The organism is Paenibacillus sp. AD87, assembly GCF_001659845.1.
GTDB lineage: Bacteria > Bacillota > Bacilli > Paenibacillales > Paenibacillaceae > Paenibacillus > Paenibacillus marchantiae.
In genome coordinates this window covers 5,139,988-5,156,224 of record NZ_LXQN01000007.1, presented here as the reverse complement: position 1 = coordinate 5,156,224, position 16,237 = coordinate 5,139,988, and the positions used below count along the sequence as shown (strand labels likewise).

Sequence of the window (16,237 nt, the reverse complement as noted above, 5' to 3'; positions counted from 1 at the left end):
GGATTTAGAGTTTTGTTGAAATATATTGTCATGTGTTTTAATGTCTGTCTGCTGCATATTATTCAATAACAAGAATGCGCGGGGATGCCTGACGAATCACCTTGGTTGATCTCCAGGAGCCAAAAGCTGCTGCAAGGATACTCAGAGAAGAGAAAAGTATAATCCCCCACCAATTCAGAACCAACGGGATTTGTACGATACCGTATCCAGAGAGCACCTTTTCAAGTAACAATGGAAGAAGGTACACACCTGCAATAACGCCAAACATCGAACCGATCAGGGATAACAATACAACTCCCAATGTAATAGAGGACCGAATACTGCCGGATGTCATTCCAATCGACTTATAAATGCCATACGTCTTGCTCTCTTTGCGAATACTGATCCGGCAGGTGCTGAAGATAATGATAAATGTAACCAAAATGAACAGCAGACCAATTAGAGCCATGGGGTACACAAAAATGCTTGCAGCTTCTGCATAAACAGAATCCAGCAGCGTTTTTTGTGTGACGATGGAAGCAGAGTCTTTGAACCGCTCATTCAATTGGTTAGCAATGGCTCCTGCCTGTGAAGGATCATTGACATTGATAAACGCGACATCTACATCTCCGTAATTCGGATTCACGCTTCGAACCGCTTGAGCTGTGATTCTTCCGGATACCGACAAGTCGGAGATGGCCTGATAGATGCCCGAAATCATGAACGTGCGCTTCTCTCCTTCAATGTAGAGATCAATGAGATCTCCCATATCCTTGTTGAACATCTTGGCAACACTAACCCCAATTGAAATTTCATTTTCGAGTTCCGGATTGTTTCCTCTCAACGTCTCAAAACCAAGATCTTGATAGCTTCCATCCATTACTCTTAGATAAAGACTGGTAGACTGGCTGGCCACGTCGGTTGAATCATCTGGAAGGATAACTCCGGTCATGTTCCCTTGCCAGCCCACATTTTTGATGCGAGGGTTTTCTTCCAATACGTTCTGCAGCTCTGCTCTCGGAAACGTAGTTTTGTTTACAACGACTGCGGCAATGTTAGCATTGTCATAACCCCATTTGGCCGCCGTCTGATAGATTCCGGTAATGCTGGTCAGTACAACATATCCAAGGACAAGCACAGAGGCAGCCATCGTGGTTAACAGCAGCATCAGAACAGAGCTCTTGGTATTCTTGATCAGATTTCGTATGCCAATGACGGCGGCTACTGGCAGCCGGGCAAATCCAACCCGGTTGGCTAGAGGCGAATTCATGCGTCGGGCCAACCGGGTATTTTCTGTTTCCGACATACCGTAGCGGATGGCTTGAACAGGCTCGATGCTGCGCGCCTTTTTGGCGTATAACACAACGAATAATATTACCAGCTCAAACAGCAGTATGGCGACTAACATGGCTGCTCCGATGCCTTCCATCGGTACATCTCCATTGCCAGTTCGCAGAGAAGACACAGAAATGTTGATAATGAATTTAGATACAAACACGCTCATCGCCAGTCCTGGAATAACGGCAATGATGGACAGTAAAGCATATTGAATAACATAGGTACCGATTGTTCTCCCGGAGGTCAATCCCAGTGATTTCAGAATCCCTATTGTTTTGTAGTTGGCCAGAATGGCATCCGAAATGGTAAATCCAATGGTGATGAGAGCGATAACCATCATGACAGCACCCAGGAAAATCATAATGAATCCAATAATCTGATTGATAATCAGATAGAAGGAAGAGATACTCTCAAACTCCATCTTCGTTTCCAAAAAGGGGACGTTGGTCTCACTGGTATAACGATCCCAATAGCTGGAGTTCATTCGATAATCATCAAAATGGATACCCATCATATAATTATCTTTTCCTGCGAGTGTCTGGAAGTCATTCTGGTAGTCTATACCGTTCATCCAAACCCTTGCCGCATTGGTGAATGGTGCACCGTAAGGAACATCGACTACAATCGCGGATACCCGAAGATCAAGCGCGGAGGACCCTGTTTTGAAATTAACGGTATCTCCTACGGCTATATCATAGGCATTCGCCATTGAAGTGGGAATCCATACGCTCCCTTGTTCGGGAGCCGAACTCTGCGCACCACTCGAAAAGATCAGTTCATCGACGGCCCAGGGCGGCTGAGGGGTATTCATCATGTACAGATAAAGGTTGGGAATGTCCATGCCTTTGAAGGCGATTCCGGACAAGGTACGATACGTGAGCAAAGGTGAAACCTCAACTCCGTCCTGTTCAGCCCACCATTCATAGACGGCTTTAGGGTCATTCAGTCCTTTATCAAACGTCAATATTTGATGGGACCCGTTGGTCCGGCTGTGCATTTCGTTGAACAGATTACCCGTGTTGGCCAGAATAATAACCGCAGTGGATACCAGAAGTGTAGACAGCAAAATGAGCAGGGTGATAAACAGATTCTGTGTCTTATTTTTGCTCAGGTAGGAAAGGCTCAGTTTCAACATAGCAGCCATAAATTACTCCTTTTCCGACACAAACGCGAAGACCATCGATTTCCGATCCTGGATCTGGTGTTCGTCATATTTGTCAAACTCGAGAATACCTCCAACCTTGCCATCCCGGATAAAGATCAGACGATCAGCCCGGCAGGCTGCCTTGATATCATGCGTAACCATCACAACAGACTGTCCCTTTCGGTTGATATCGGTCAGGATATCCAGCACCGCTTTTCCGTGTTCATAATTGAGGCTTCCCGTGGGTTCATCTGCAAAGATGATGTCTGGTGAATTGATCAGCGCACGTGCAATAGCTGCTCGTTGCTGCTGGCCACCCGAGGTTTGGGAGGGGAGACGGCTATTCTGGCCGTCGATATCCATTGCCTTCATGAGTTGGGTGGCACGTGCCTTGACCTCACTTTTTTTGCCTCCGGCAATGTAACCTGGCAAGGCGATGTTGTCCTGGATGGAAAGATCGGGCACCAGATTGATACTTTGGTAGATGTAGCCGATTCTGCGGGTACGGAATTCGGACATTTCCCGCTCACTATAGGCGTCAATACGCTGATCCTGAAAATAAACCTCGCCGGCTGTCAATTGGTCCAGTCCGCTCAACAGATAGAGCAGCGTTGATTTGCCTGATCCGGAATTACCCATGATGACGGTAAAATCCCCTTCATAAATATCAAGATCAACATTGCGTATGGCATGATATTGCTCGCTTCCAGTATTATATGTCTTGCATAAGTTTTGAGCGCGGATAATGGATGTTTTGGTCAAGCAGATCACTCCCTATGGCAGTTTACGATTCATTCTAATAGGGGGATGTTGAGAAAGACTTATCAAATTATGAATAAAGTATTACAGCCTTATTGGTAAATGGATAGAAAATACACTTTACTGCTCAGCAGATTGGAAGAGTAAACTGAAACAAGGTGCCCTGACCCTCTTTGCTGGAAAAGGAAATATGTCCTCCGTGGGCTTCAATGATACTTTTGCAGATGGACAAACCGAGACCGGTTCCCTCATGAATATTCCTTGCGGAAGGTGAGGAATTCCCCCTAAAATATCGTTCAAACACAAAAGGCATATCCTGAGCTCGAATTCCCTGCCCTGAATCAGCGATACTGATCCTCAATTTACCTAAGTCGAGTTCCGCGTTAATCCGAATAGAATCTCCCGGGACGGTATGTTTGAGCGCATTGGAAACCAGATTGGACAGAACCTGTTCAATTCGTATGGGGTCCATTCGGATAAGAACATTGGGAATGTACTCCGGCTCCTCATACTTCAGACCGTTCATTCGTACGCTATGTCCAATGGGGTTCAACATCGTTTCAAATGCCGAACGGCTGTAAACCTCACGCGGCTCCACCGATATCTGGCCCAGCTCTTGCAATGCATGAACAAGCAGGTCCTCGACAAGACGGGCTGTTTTGTCCGTATTGGTCTGCATGACTTTCATATACTCCATCAGAGTTTCTTTATCGGAGCATATTCCTTCCAGAATAGCTTCTATGTAGGCTTTTACTGTTGTAATCGGTGTTTTGATATCATGAGAAATATTGGTGATGAGTTCTTTTTGCGCAGTTTCCTGCCGGATACGAAGTTCGCTTAAATGCATAATTTCTGTACGCATCAGATCAAACATGGCGTATAGTTCGCTCATCTCATCCATGCGGTTATACTGTATCGGTTCACTATATTTCCCTTTGAGAATGGATTCAGCATGTTGCTTCAACTGATGAATGGGGGAGAGCAGCTGTGTCTTAAATTTTCTCTTCATCAGCACCAGATAAATGCCAAGAACCATAGAGGTGATCAAAAGCATACAAAAAATAAAAAAAGCGAATATCACCGTTTCTTTCACCATAACCATTGCCTTAGGAATCGTGAAGAGGGCATTGCCAATCTGGCTTCCTTCGGGACCAGCCATAACAGGGAAAGCGATGTTAAGCGAATCGTTTCCGTTCATGGCCTGTACGGCATGATTCATATCATAATGCAGGGCTGATCGCAGATTGACTTGTTTTCCTTCGGAGGTGGGAGAAGAGGACAGCAATATAGTCCCATCCAATCCAACATAAGAAAGCTCTACCCCGTTTTCCTTAACGATAGAAAGAAGATTTTCTCGTACTCTTGTTTCCTGCAGGAGATGAATATTCTGTTCCAGGTTAAGCAGGATGGGGTTAACCCGGAGACGAACTTGCTGGATGGACACAGTAGACTCAGTCGAATTTCGGTTTTCTAGCAGATTAAGAAATAAAACCAGACTACATCCGATCAGAATAAACAGGAGGAAGAACGATGCTTTGAGCCATCGTGCCGACCAGGTGTTCAGTGACATGTTGCCTCCTCCGATCTTTGCCTATTCATGATTGAATTTGTATCCGACGCCCCAAACGGTCTTTAGAACAGACGGATGGGAGGGATCTGCCTCGATTTTTTCTCTCAGCCTGCGAATATACACAGTTACCGTATTTTCATCCCCGTATGCAGCATATCCCCAGATTGCATCGAGCAACTGAGACTTGGAAAAGACCTGGTTTTTATTGCTCGCCAGATAATGCAGCAGCTCAAATTCCTTGGCGGAAAGAGAAACCTCGTTACCGTCTAAAGTGACCTTATAGGCTTTCTTATCAATCTCCAGGTTAGCCAAACGTAGTAGATTTGTTCCGTCTCGTTCGGTCGCTAAAGATAAACTGTCATATCGTCTAAAGTGGGCATTAATCCGTGCGAATAATTCGCTCAGGGAGAAGGGTTTGGTCATATAGTCATCCGCCCCGAATCCCAGGCCGAGCACCTTGTCGGTATCACTGCCTCGTGCACTCAATATGAGAATTGGAACGTTGTTTCTCCGGCGAATTTCCCGGCATACTTCGATCCCGTCCATATCTGGAAGCATGATATCTAGAATAATGTAATCCGGCTGGAGCATATCCATCATATGCAACCCGTCTTGTCCATTGCTGGCCACTGCGGCTTCATACTGATTTTTGGTCAAATAGTCTCGTAAAATGCGCGAAATATCATGTTCGTCTTCGATAATTAAGATTTTACGTTTAGTTTCCATTGAAATCTCTCCAAATAGTAGAGTGGTAGAGTATAAGATTGATCTATGTATGAATCTGTAAGAATACTATATTTTAACTATACAGGTTTGTTTTCGTGAAGTCATGGGAACTAGAAGAGGTTTTTTTGAAAGAAAGCAGCCGATTGAAAATCAGCTGCTTTCATCATGAAGAAAGAAGAGGATCGAGCCACAACTATACTTATAAGTGCTCCAAATCGATGGATTGATGGGCCTGGGATTTGAGATATTCAGCCGGGGACATTCCAAAGTGGGATCGGAATACCCTGTGAAAATAGGAATAGCTTGCAAAACCGCATGTTTCGGCAATATGCTCTAGAGTCATATCACTGTACTTCATACGCTCCAAGGCAGCGTTCAGCCGAATCTCAATCGCATACTGGATCATCGTTTGGCCATAGTGCTCCTTGAACAATCGGACCGCACGAGACAGGCTTAGTCCTGCGTAGCGGGCGGCTTCTTCGAGTTTGAAGGTCACAGTGGCATGCTCTTCAATGAATCGTTTCAGCTTCAGTGTCGAGGAAACAGAACGATCCGTCTGGATATTCTCCTTGATGGCCCGATCGATATACAGACACAAACCGCGCAGCAGTACGTCATTCAGTTCTATATTTTCCTCCAGCGGTCCACGGCGTTTCTCCAGGAGCATACTGCGCCAGAGACTGACCAATTTATCATCCAGCCCGATGTGGCTCACTGTGGAACGATGGTAACGCTTCCACCAGCTATCAATCCAATCCCCTTCACAGAACAAATAATAGTCTCCGCTGGACAATCGGCCCTCCTTGTGAGGTTCTTCAACCACGAGATAGTAGTCGTCTCCGGGTTTGAGTAGCAGTAAATCCCCACCAGTCATCTTAAATTCTTCATCCTGCACATATACCTTGCAAGATCCTTCGGTTTGCAGACGGAACAGATAAGTCTGCAACTCGCCCTTCATATTATGGTTAAACGCCTTATAGTGATAGGAATAGTCACAGATCAGTACTGAGGTTTCCAAAAGATGTAATCCTCCAAATTTAAAAATTTGATCAGATAGTTCATGTTCTGACGATATTGTATATGTTCATTCTAGCCTGTTTTGCGTTAGGATGATACCAGATAGAGCAATGAAAGCAAATTTGAGAGCAGAGGTGCATCTATTATGAAAAAACTTAATATTGGTTTGCAATTGTTTACACTCCGTGATGAAACTGCAGCAGATTTCCGTGGAACTTTGCGCAAAGTAGCAGAACTTGGTTATGAAGGTGTCGAATTCGCCGGATATGGTGACATTCCTGCCGAAGAAATGAAAGCGCTATTGGATGAGCTTGGACTGAAAGGTTTCAGCAGCCACGTTTCATTACATGCTATGCGTGAAGATCTGCAACAACAAATCGACTACCTCAAAACTATTGGGGCTCAATATATGATCTGCCCTTACCTGATGCCTGAAGATCGTCCAGAGAATGCAGAAGGATGGACCAAACTGTTCAACGAATTGCAACAATATGGTGCAGAAGCGACTAAACAAGGTCTGATCTTCGGTTATCATAACCATGATTTCGAATTCCACGGTCAGGTTGGCGACGAAAATGCCTTTGATGCAATGTTTGTTCAAACGACACCTGAAGCGGTTCAAGTGGAAATGGACGTATGTTGGGTACAATTTGCCGGACAAAATCCGATTGAGTATATCAACAAATATGCAGGTCGTCTGCCGTTGCTTCACTTGAAAGACTTCAATAAAGACGAACAGGGCCAAATGAAGACATTGGAACTGGGACAAGGTTCGGTTGATCTGCCAGCTGTTATTGAAGCGGCTACAAGTGCAGGTGTAGAATGGCTGATCGTGGAACAGGACGTTTGCCAGAATCCACCGCTTGAAAGCGTAGCCAACAGCCATAACTGGCTGAAGCAGAATTACTTGAATCAATTCTAATTTATTTGTCAAAGGAGACATTTGTACATGAGTAAAATTAAAGTTGCTGTATTCGGCTGTGGAGCCATTGCCGAGCGCAGACATATTCCAGAGTACGCTGCCAATGAGAACGTAGAACTTGTCGCTTTTGCCGATCCGATCGTGGAGCGCGCGGAGAAGATGGCCGAAACTTACGGCGGTAAAGCTTACTCTAGCTACGAAGAATTGCTTGCAAGCGAAGAAGTGGATGCGGTCAGCGTTTGTACGCCGAACTACCTGCATGCCTCGATGGCCATTGCTGCTGCGAATGCCGGTAAACATGTACTGGTGGAAAAACCGATGGCGGTTACAACCGAAGAAGGCGAGCAAATGATTGAAGCTGCCAAGAAAAACGGTGTGTATCTGATGGTCGGACACAACCAACGTTTGATGCCTCCACACGTAAAAGCCAAAGAAATTCTGGACTCCGGCAAACTCGGTAAAGTCCTGAATTTCCGTACTTCCTTTGGTCATCCAGGTCCGGAAGGCTGGAGCGTAGACGGTGCAGAAAGCTGGTTCTTCCGCAAAGAAGAAGCCATTATGGGAGCCATGGGTGACCTGGGCGTGCACAAATCGGACTTTATCCGCTATTTGCTGGATGATGAAGTATCCGAAGTTGCTGGTTTCATCAGCACACTGCACAAGGAAAACACCAAAGTGGACGATAACGCAACATGCCTGCTTCGCATGAAGAGCGGTGCAATCGGTACGCTGGTAGCGAGCTGGACACAATACAGAGCAGGAGATAACAGTACGGTTCTGTGGTGTGAAAATGGTGTGATGAAGATCGGAACGGTAGATGGTGACGAGGTTATCGTTGAGCTGACTAACGGTACGGTTGAAACATATAAAGTTGGCGCAATGTCTACCAACGAGAAACAAGTACCAAGCGGCGTTATTGACGCTTTTGTCGAGTCGATTGTAACGCAAACACCTCCAAGCATTTCCGGTGAAGAAGGTCTGCGTTCCCTGCAAGTGATTCTGGCAGCATTTGAATCCGAGAAGACTGGTCAGATCGTGAAGCTGTAATCGTAACGATATCATCGTCATTACTTTAATTAGTGTGACTATCTCATATTAAAAAGGGGCTTACCTCCAGAGAAATATTTCTGGTGGGTAGTCTCTTTTTATTACTTTTTCATGACAGCCAGATGGGTATAATCCGTAATAGAGGAAAAGTCTGGACCCGAAGTTTGGCGATATGCTGATCCTAGCGAAAAGCGATTATTGATCCTGCCTGCGGCATGGCTACAATGGTTGAATGATTAGCTGGCATTCCAAAAAGGACTGACCACTCCGCTACATCGCGGAAGAGTCAGTCCTTTCACCATCAGGATTGAATTAAAAGTGTATGCCAGTTTTACACGCTTGGTTTCACATTACTGCCCAAATCCAGCCAATCGAGTTCTTCACGAGTTAGTGTGATACGAGAACCTTCGTCACAGGAGAGCAATTCTGCCTGATTCTGGGCACCAATCAACGCACAGGTTGGAAACGGCTGATTTAATACATAAGCGAGAGCAATCTGGATGGGGGAAGTCTTTTTCGACTCGGCTAATTGTTCCGCCCGGTGCAAACGTTCCCAGTTGCCGTCACTGTAAAATACACGAACCAGATCTTCATTATCCCGCACTTCAGGTGTAAACCTTCCGGTAAAGAAGCCGCGAGCCTGGGAAGACCAGGACAGCAAAGGAAGTTTGGTGCGTTCATGCCATGCCAGTGTTTCATCGTCTGCCGATACACAGCCGGCCCAGAACGGTTCATTCGCTTTGGCGAGACTGAGATTCGGACTGCTGAATGTAAAACCTTTCAGACCGTTAGCAGCTGCATATGCATTAGCTTCTTCTAGCCGCTGCCAGGTCCAGTTGGAGGCGCCGATCGCGCCGATTTTGCCGGATTCAATATGTTCGTTCAATGCTTCGAGAATCACCCCAACGGGTGTGTTGGGATCGTCCCGATGCAGGGCATATAGCTCCACATGTTCCGTTTGCAACCGTTCCAGACTGGTTAGAAGGTCACTGCGGATAGCATCAGCGTTAACGCGTGGGCCATTCTGGTCATGATGCGCACCTTTGGTCAAAATAACGATCTCGTTACGGTTACCCCGTTCCTGCATATAACGTCCGAGCACTTCTTCACTCTGCCCGCCACAATAAATATGCGCGGAGTCAACGGTATTACCGCCAATCGCCAGGAATGCATCCATGTTCGTAGCTGCTTTCTCATAGGAATCATGGTAAAAATAATCGGTTCCTTTAATCAGTCGGGAGATAGGTTTACCTGCACCAGCAATTTCAATGTATTCCATAATTCAGTTCATCCTCTCTACTTATAGTGTAATACGTGCACGTTCTTCCGCTGAACGAAGACAAGCTTCGAGTACTTTCATATTGGCTATAGCATCGGATGGATCGAAGCGCAGAGCTTTACCTTGAAGCACAGCTCGTGCCATATCGTCGCCCTGGAGGGAGTAGTGATTGACCTGTGGGACTTCAATCTCCTTACGCTCACCGTCAACAGTTACGAAGAAGTTGGAGCTCCGATCCCTATTGCTGATAAAGGCAGAAGGAACCTCAATGATCCCATCTGTTCCAAGTACCTCCAGTGTGTTGCGGAAGGCTGCCCACATGCTGCTGTCAAAGGTGACGCCAATATGATTGTCGAACTCAAGCAAGCCGGAAGCCATCATATCCACATGATCATGTTCAGGGGAGAACATACCAATGACGGTTGCCGCCGAAGGCTCTTGGCCAAGTATCAAGCGTGCTGCACTGATGGAATAACAGCCGATATCATACAGCGCGCCGCCGCCCCAATCACGCCGAAAGCGAACATTACCTGTTGAGCCTGAACTGTTGAACGAAAATGTACTATGAATGCCGCGGATCTCACCAATTTCTCCGCTGGCGATAATATCTTTAATCTGATCATAACGTGGATGATGTCGGTACATGAGAGCTTCAGCGAGATGCACACCAGCGTCTTCGCAGGCTTGCACCATCTCCTGAGCTTCCTGCTCCGTCAGTGCCAGTGGTTTCTCACACAAAATATGTTTACCAGCTTCTGCGGCACGAAGTGTCCACTCCCGGTGCAGATGGTTCGGAAGCGGGATGTAGACCGCATCAATGGAATCGTCAGCAAGCAAAGCTTCATAGCTGCCATAAGCTTGAGGAATGCCGAGTTTGTCAGCAGTTTGTTTTGCTTTTTCTTCATCTCGACTAGCAATGGCAGTCACTTCATTCAACTCGGATTGCTGCAAACCTGGAATAACGGATCCTACGGCAATGCTAGCGCTACCAAGAATTCCCCAGCGCAGTTTTTGATCTGAATTCATTTGTTGTTTCCTCCTATGAATGAATGTATATTGTGATTATAAGTAATAGATGAATGAATTAAAATGATAATATATTGAAATGAGTTAACACAATATTGTTTAGAAAAGAGAATGGGCCATGATGAGACAGACTGTATTGTTAACCCTACAGGATATTCCGTATTTTTGTTATCCAGAATCCGTTGGACTTTATGTCGACCACCCTGAGCACACCGTATTAAGAGAGGCTGGCGCACTTAACAACTTCAATATTCACTACGTTGCTGCGGGCAAGGGGTACGTGGAAGTGGAGGGGGTAGTGCATGAGCTTCGTGCGGGTCAGGCTGTACTGTATTTCCCACAGCAGCGTCAGCATTACTACAGCAGCGAAGATGATCCATGGGATGTGCGGTGGGTTCATTTTTACGGTGAACGGCTGCATGATTATATGATTGAGCGGGGGTTGCATCGCAATCTGTTGTGGACGCTGCGGCAGCAGGCTCCATGGGAAGAAGCACATATGGCCCTACTGAATGAAGCCGAGCAGAACCGGATGCTGCGTCCTGCCCAACTATCTACCCTGACCTACGCTGTGCTGGCCGAATTCGTGCAGCATGCTGTTCCACTGAAAAGCACACGCACAAGCAAGGCTGAGAGCCGTATCCTTGGACTTCTTCCACAGATGCAGCAGGAGGCATGCCAACCGTTTTTGTTACAGGATTGGGCAGATATGGCGGGTGTGAGTTCGTATTACTTTTGCAAAATGTTCAAGAGTGCCGTGGAAATGACCCCGATGGAATTTATAACCCGTTCGCGGTTGCAGATGGCGAAGCAGTGGCTGCTGGAACGGCCAACGGCCAACATTGGACAGATCGCAGAAGAGGCGGGGTATCCCAATGCCAGTTATTTTAACCGCCAGTTCTTAGCCCATGAGGGAATGACTCCAACGGATTATCGCGGGCTTTACCACAGTTAAATGTAATGATGTCCGTTTGTTTGATTCTGTGGAAATCTTCGACGTTTGACAGAGCGTTCAATCAAGTCTATTATAGATAAATTAAATCCGTATATAATGAGGTGCCCTCATGAAATATTCGAAAGCTACAAACTATGCCCTGCACACCATGCTTTTTCTGGTTGCGACCGAACCGGAACAACTGGTCAGTGTACATCAATTAGCTGAGATGCAGAAAGTATCTCCAACCTACTTATCTAAAATATTGACCAAGCTGGTTAAAGCCGGCATGATCGAATCAACTTCTGGTGCCAATGGTGGTTATCGGCTTAGCCGGAAGAATCCGGACCCTTCATTTTTGGAGATTATCCATGCCATTGAAGGACAGGCTTCCCTGTTCGAATGCTCGCAGGATCATAACGAAGGCTGTCTGATTCAGCAGGTGATGGTTCGTGCGGAAGAAGAGATGGAAAGCTATTTGAACAATAAAAAAATGTCTGAGCTGGCTGCCCAGATGAAAGCTGCACATTCCGTATAATTTATTCGCTTACATCTTAGATTTCTGGAGGGAGAACACATGAGCCAAACAACCATCACAGGACTGGAACAATTGCTTGCACTGGAAAACATTCGGAACACCAAAGCTCGCTATTGCCGTTATATTGATACGAAGCAGTGGGATACATTAGGTGAAGTGTTCGCTCCGGATGCCGTAGCTGATTTCAGTACAGAAGGCAATCCCATCCCGGTATTAACAGGTCGCGACACCATAGTTCAAGTATTCCGGGATTTGGTGCATGTTGCCGTAACTGTGCATCATGTACATAGCGCGGAAGTTGAATTTGTATCCGAGAATGAAGCCAAAGTCATCTCTCCAATGGAAGATTGGGTGACGTTTCCTGAAGGCAATGACAATAAATCCTTTCACGGATTTGGACACTACCATGAAACGTTTGTCAAAATTGATGGTCAATGGCTCATCCAGCATACTAGCCTGAAGCGTCTTCGTCTGGATCTGTTTGAATAATGTTTGTATTCATATAAGAATATTAAAACGATAATAACGAAAGCCCCAAGAGCGCTATAGCTGCGTCCTTGGGGCTTTGTTTTGTTCAAGCTGTTACGTTCACTCAGGTTTGCATCCGAGGATCTGCTTAGAGTGAAAGGGTCTGACGTTTTTCTTTTGATAATTGTTGTGTGACAACAAGCATACCTAATGAAATCAGAACAAGGAATAGACATACCCAATAGGAATTTCGGTACCCCCACGCTCCGGCTGTCCATCCCCCGACCAGACTACCAAATAATCTTCCCAACGTGGAGGCATTGGAATAGAGTGTTGACGCATAGCCGGGCATGGACGGAAGCAGATCCTGCATGTAACTGATCCCGATAGCAGAGATGACGGCGACAAAGAATGCGAGTAATAGTTGTCCTGCCAGCAAGTGCCACAGTTCCGTGGAGAACAAAACAATTACATAATAAGCGGCACCCATCAAGGAGCCCCATAACATGAGTGAGCGGTTGGGATATTTTGAGGCGAGCAGACCCAAACCTAGCATAATGGGAATTTCAAGCCCCGCGCATAAACTGGAGATCCAGCCAACTTCCCGGGTTCCCCCGCCCAGATGATGAATAATGAACAGAGATGCATTCAGGTTATTCATCCAATGTGCCATATACAGAAGTGTGGTAATGAGAAAAGGCATATAGATTCTTGCATCCTGATGTAATTTCATGTGTATGCTACCCGAAGATGTACCGATGGAAGGAGGCTCGGGAGCTTTTTTTAACAAAAAGAAAAATAATAACGCATTGATTAAAAAAATAAAACATGTTGAACTGAAAATGCCGGTGTATCCAATATACGCAATCAGTAAAGTTCCGAGTAAAGGTCCTGTAATAAATCCCAGTGAAAACGCGGAGCGCAGGGTTGAATTGGCCACAGCATGATCGACGTCCGTTGCGGTATTGACCGCTTCTCTTGCAGCTGCGAACAATTGTGGCATCGCGGGAGATCCGAGCGCAGTCAGCACCGTCATATAGATGAATAATAAAGTGAAGTCGTGAATCCACAGATAACCGGCAAAAGCAAGAGCATTGCAAATCATGGCAGACACCAGAATTTTTTTGCGAGCCCCGGGTTGATCCGATCGTCTGGCGATCCAGGAACTGAACAGCACACCCGCCATAAGTGTTACTGCAGTGAATAATCCGAATGTTGCGATGGATACTTCAAGGCGGGTTGTAAAGTAGACCGCTAGAAAGGGCGCGCTGATTGAAATAGCCATACCTTGCAACAACATACAAACGAGAAACAGCCGGTATGTAGGGATACGAAATAGTGAATTAAACTGTTGAAGCTTCATGTGCGAGAGACATCCCCTTGGTTTTATCATTTTCAAAATATCTATACGATCTGGTTATAATATAAGAATAACAGAGATCAAGTAATACGTATTGATATCTTATAGTCTAATAACAAACAAAAAGCCAGAGATCAGACCCTATCGGTCCAATCCCTGGCTTTCTTATATGAAGAATCTATTATAAGTAAGATCCTATAAAACCTGCTTAGTGTGAAGCAACGGTTTTCTTCCGTGACTGCATTCTCAGATACACCTGTGAGAAAACAATGGATGCCAGAGCTACTGCGGTCATGCCCCAGAAAATGTTGGTGTATGCCGAGGCTAACGGCAATTGCTGCATGGCTGTCAATGCCACGCCAGTTACGGCAACACTAAATGCACCACTGAAAAACTGGCTGAGCTGGAACAGTCCCATGCCTGCACCTACTTGATCCATCGTCAGATTGCCCGACAATTCATTAGATACACTTGTTGTCAGTGCAGAGAAGCCTACGCTAAGCAGAATGTATACGGCCATAATGGCATAGATGCTGTCGTCTGCAAAAAGAGCAAACAATCCGGCCGCAGCGAGCAGCAACCATGGTGCGAACTTGAGCAGTTGTGTATTTCCGTGTCGGTCAATCATGCGGCCAATTCGATTGGATAACAGCATGGACACGATTGCACCCGGGAAGATGACAAGCCCGGACTGGGCAGGAGTCAGGCCATACAGATGTGCCAAAATTTGCGGTAGCAGGAACAGCGTCGAGAAGTTGTTAATATACGATACAATCCCCAGTGAGCTGAGCATCATATACTTTTTGTTTTTGAACAGAGCCGGTTGCACAAAGGGATCAGCCGCACGGCGAATTCGTAGCCAGAACAGGACCAGTGCAGCTGCACCAAGAACGAGGGTTACCCATTCACGTGAAGTCAGGAATAGCAGGACACCGGTTGTTCCAATCGCCAGTAACAGCGCGCCGAGCAAGTCAAATGAACCCTTTTGAGGCATTTCACTTGGAAGAAGTCTGAAAAATACAGGAATCAGAAACAAGGTTAGTCCGGTAACGATAAACAGATCATGCCATCCGAGAAACTGTGTAATACTGCCGCCGATCACAGGTCCGAGTCCAAGACCCAGTGAGCTGGCAGACATAACAACAGCCATGGATTTACCCCGGCGGTCACTTGGAATGTAACGAGTAATAAGAACGATAGCTAGCCCTGGTACAGAAGCTGCACCCGCAGCCTGAATCAGGCGCGCAATGAGCAGAAGGATAAAATGGTTACTGAAGAAACCAAGAACGGATGCCGCACCAAGTAGTGTAAGACCGGTCGTAAACAGCGTGCGAATCGGAATAAAATCCGATAGACGTGAGAACGTGATCGAGGAAATAGCAAAAACGATGGAATAACCGGTGACAATCCAGGAAGAAGAGACAGATGAGAGCATAAATTCAGCTGCAATTTTGGGTAGGGCCAGATTGAACATCATCGTATTCATAACGACAAGCACAACCGTGAAGCCAAGTAGACTTACGATTAACCCTTCCTGTATTCCTGCTGTCCGTTCCCCAGATGATGCAGTTGCGGTGTTGTTCATAAAAACCTCCTAGATTGATGTGTATTTCGCAACATTTTAGAAACGGTGTGTAACATTTGAAAAATGTGGTATAAAGTGAATCCCATGCATGACAGCAGGGGATACATAAACGAAATATGTTCGTAAGTTCGATTGGTATCGAACATTAGAAATATATCATGGAACTATGCTAAAATACAATGGATAGTCTGAAAAAAAAGGAGACTACAACGATGAAAATTTTGCATCATCCTCAAGTGCAGGATATTGAACTTTCTTCCGTATTGTACGCTTTAAGTGATCCCATCCGTCTTGGGATCGTAACAGAAGCAGCCAGAAATGGTGAGCAGCCATGCAGTCATTTTCGTGCACCTGTTGTGAAATCCACGATGTCACACCATATTCGGACCCTGCGGGAAGCCGGAGTCATTCGGGTGAGAGTACAAGGTACACAGCATTTCCTGACGCTAAGATCCGAGGATCTGGAAGTGCGTTTCCCTGGTCTGTTGCAGCCTTTATTACAAGCGGCAGCTCAGTCTGAAATACATGATTCCTAAAAAATGTCC

General features: G+C 45.9%; 15 protein-coding genes. 6 read left to right on the top strand and 9 right to left on the bottom strand.

The genetic code is table 11. The features are described from left to right. Positions 1-58: 58 nt before the first annotated feature. From gpAD87_RS22720 to gpAD87_RS22700, 5 genes are all read right to left on the bottom strand, one after another. Positions 59-2,461, bottom strand: coding sequence for an ABC transporter permease (locus gpAD87_RS22720; protein WP_064640661.1), 2,403 nt, complete (start codon positions 2,459-2,461; stop codon positions 59-61). Between the two features lie 3 nt (positions 2,462-2,464). After that, complete coding sequence (locus tag gpAD87_RS22715) at positions 2,465-3,223, bottom strand: ABC transporter ATP-binding protein (RefSeq protein WP_064640660.1); 759 nt, start codon at positions 3,221-3,223, stop codon at positions 2,465-2,467. A 124-nt stretch (positions 3,224-3,347) separates the two neighbouring features. Then, positions 3,348-4,790: a sensor histidine kinase gene (locus gpAD87_RS22710; protein WP_064640659.1), complete on the bottom strand. Its 1,443-nt coding sequence runs from the start codon at positions 4,788-4,790 to the stop codon at positions 3,348-3,350. 21 nt (positions 4,791-4,811) lie between these two features. Beyond that, the gene (locus tag gpAD87_RS22705; protein ID WP_064640658.1) at positions 4,812-5,516 is read right to left on the bottom strand and encodes a response regulator transcription factor; all 705 of its coding nucleotides are present in this window, start codon (positions 5,514-5,516) and stop codon (positions 4,812-4,814) included. A gap of 199 nt (positions 5,517-5,715) precedes the next feature. After that, entirely contained in the window at positions 5,716-6,534 is an 819-nt protein-coding gene (locus tag gpAD87_RS22700; RefSeq protein WP_082935232.1) for a helix-turn-helix domain-containing protein, read from the bottom strand. A 144-nt stretch (positions 6,535-6,678) separates the two neighbouring features. Between gpAD87_RS22700 and gpAD87_RS22695 the strand changes: the two genes are divergently transcribed. Both gpAD87_RS22695 and gpAD87_RS22690 read left to right on the top strand, forming a co-directional pair. Continuing rightward, entirely contained in the window at positions 6,679-7,455 is a 777-nt protein-coding gene (locus tag gpAD87_RS22695; protein ID WP_064640657.1) for a sugar phosphate isomerase/epimerase family protein, read from the top strand. Between the two features lie 27 nt (positions 7,456-7,482). Continuing rightward, positions 7,483-8,502 (top strand): Gfo/Idh/MocA family protein, encoded by a 1,020-nt coding sequence (locus tag gpAD87_RS22690; RefSeq protein ID WP_063567071.1) that lies wholly within the window; start codon positions 7,483-7,485, stop codon positions 8,500-8,502. Positions 8,503-8,833: 331 nt separating this feature from the next. Here the strand turns inward: gpAD87_RS22690 and gpAD87_RS22685 are convergent, their stop codons facing one another. Next, positions 8,834-9,781: an aldo/keto reductase gene (locus gpAD87_RS22685; RefSeq protein WP_063567072.1), complete on the bottom strand. Its 948-nt coding sequence runs from the start codon at positions 9,779-9,781 to the stop codon at positions 8,834-8,836. Positions 9,782-9,802: 21 nt separating this feature from the next. After that, on the bottom strand, positions 9,803-10,807 hold the full coding sequence (locus tag gpAD87_RS22680) for a Gfo/Idh/MocA family protein (RefSeq protein ID WP_064640656.1): 1,005 nt from the start codon (positions 10,805-10,807) through the stop codon (positions 9,803-9,805). Between the two features lie 118 nt (positions 10,808-10,925). Here gpAD87_RS22680 and gpAD87_RS22675 point away from each other — a divergent pair, with 118 nt between their 5' ends. The 3 genes from gpAD87_RS22675 to gpAD87_RS22665 all read left to right on the top strand — a co-directional run bounded on the left by gpAD87_RS22675 (position 10,926) and on the right by gpAD87_RS22665 (position 12,768). Beyond that, a complete protein-coding gene (locus gpAD87_RS22675) occupies positions 10,926-11,762 on the top strand; it encodes an AraC family transcriptional regulator (RefSeq protein WP_063567074.1) in 837 nt (278 codons plus the stop codon). A gap of 109 nt (positions 11,763-11,871) precedes the next feature. Then, complete coding sequence (locus gpAD87_RS22670) at positions 11,872-12,279, top strand: Rrf2 family transcriptional regulator (protein WP_063567075.1); 408 nt, start codon at positions 11,872-11,874, stop codon at positions 12,277-12,279. A gap of 39 nt (positions 12,280-12,318) precedes the next feature. Beyond that, positions 12,319-12,768, top strand: coding sequence for a nuclear transport factor 2 family protein (locus gpAD87_RS22665; RefSeq protein ID WP_064640655.1), 450 nt, complete (start codon positions 12,319-12,321; stop codon positions 12,766-12,768). A 127-nt stretch (positions 12,769-12,895) separates the two neighbouring features. Here the strand turns inward: gpAD87_RS22665 and gpAD87_RS22660 are convergent, their stop codons facing one another. Further along, positions 12,896-14,110 (bottom strand): sugar efflux transporter, encoded by a 1,215-nt coding sequence (locus tag gpAD87_RS22660; protein ID WP_064640654.1) that lies wholly within the window; start codon positions 14,108-14,110, stop codon positions 12,896-12,898. A 205-nt stretch (positions 14,111-14,315) separates the two neighbouring features. Next, positions 14,316-15,692 (bottom strand): MFS transporter, encoded by a 1,377-nt coding sequence (locus gpAD87_RS22655; protein ID WP_064640653.1) that lies wholly within the window; start codon positions 15,690-15,692, stop codon positions 14,316-14,318. 212 nt (positions 15,693-15,904) lie between these two features. Between gpAD87_RS22655 and gpAD87_RS22650 the strand changes: the two genes are divergently transcribed. Then, positions 15,905-16,228: an ArsR/SmtB family transcription factor gene (locus gpAD87_RS22650; protein WP_064640652.1), complete on the top strand. Its 324-nt coding sequence runs from the start codon at positions 15,905-15,907 to the stop codon at positions 16,226-16,228. The last annotated feature ends 9 nt before the right edge of the window (positions 16,229-16,237 follow it).

What these genes read in the sequence shown, in the direction of transcription:
- gpAD87_RS22675 (WP_063567074.1), top strand. Translation starts at nt 10,926, where the DNA reads ATGATGAGACAGACTGTATTGTTAACCCTACAGGATATTCCGTATTTT.
- gpAD87_RS22655 (WP_064640653.1), bottom strand. Translation starts at nt 15,692, where the DNA reads ATGAACAACACCGCAACTGCATCATCTGGGGAACGGACAGCAGGAATA.
- gpAD87_RS22685 (WP_063567072.1), bottom strand. Translation starts at nt 9,781, where the DNA reads ATGGAATACATTGAAATTGCTGGTGCAGGTAAACCTATCTCCCGACTG.
- gpAD87_RS22660 (WP_064640654.1), bottom strand. Translation starts at nt 14,110, where the DNA reads ATGAAGCTTCAACAGTTTAATTCACTATTTCGTATCCCTACATACCGG.
- gpAD87_RS22720 (WP_064640661.1), bottom strand. Translation starts at nt 2,461, where the DNA reads ATGGCTGCTATGTTGAAACTGAGCCTTTCCTACCTGAGCAAAAATAAG.
- gpAD87_RS22690 (WP_063567071.1), top strand. Translation starts at nt 7,483, where the DNA reads ATGAGTAAAATTAAAGTTGCTGTATTCGGCTGTGGAGCCATTGCCGAG.
- gpAD87_RS22650 (WP_064640652.1), top strand. Translation starts at nt 15,905, where the DNA reads ATGAAAATTTTGCATCATCCTCAAGTGCAGGATATTGAACTTTCTTCC.
- gpAD87_RS22665 (WP_064640655.1), top strand. Translation starts at nt 12,319, where the DNA reads ATGAGCCAAACAACCATCACAGGACTGGAACAATTGCTTGCACTGGAA.
- gpAD87_RS22695 (WP_064640657.1), top strand. Translation starts at nt 6,679, where the DNA reads ATGAAAAAACTTAATATTGGTTTGCAATTGTTTACACTCCGTGATGAA.
- gpAD87_RS22670 (WP_063567075.1), top strand. Translation starts at nt 11,872, where the DNA reads ATGAAATATTCGAAAGCTACAAACTATGCCCTGCACACCATGCTTTTT.
- gpAD87_RS22680 (WP_064640656.1), bottom strand. Translation starts at nt 10,807, where the DNA reads ATGAATTCAGATCAAAAACTGCGCTGGGGAATTCTTGGTAGCGCTAGC.
- gpAD87_RS22705 (WP_064640658.1), bottom strand. Translation starts at nt 5,516, where the DNA reads ATGGAAACTAAACGTAAAATCTTAATTATCGAAGACGAACATGATATT.
- gpAD87_RS22710 (WP_064640659.1), bottom strand. Translation starts at nt 4,790, where the DNA reads ATGTCACTGAACACCTGGTCGGCACGATGGCTCAAAGCATCGTTCTTC.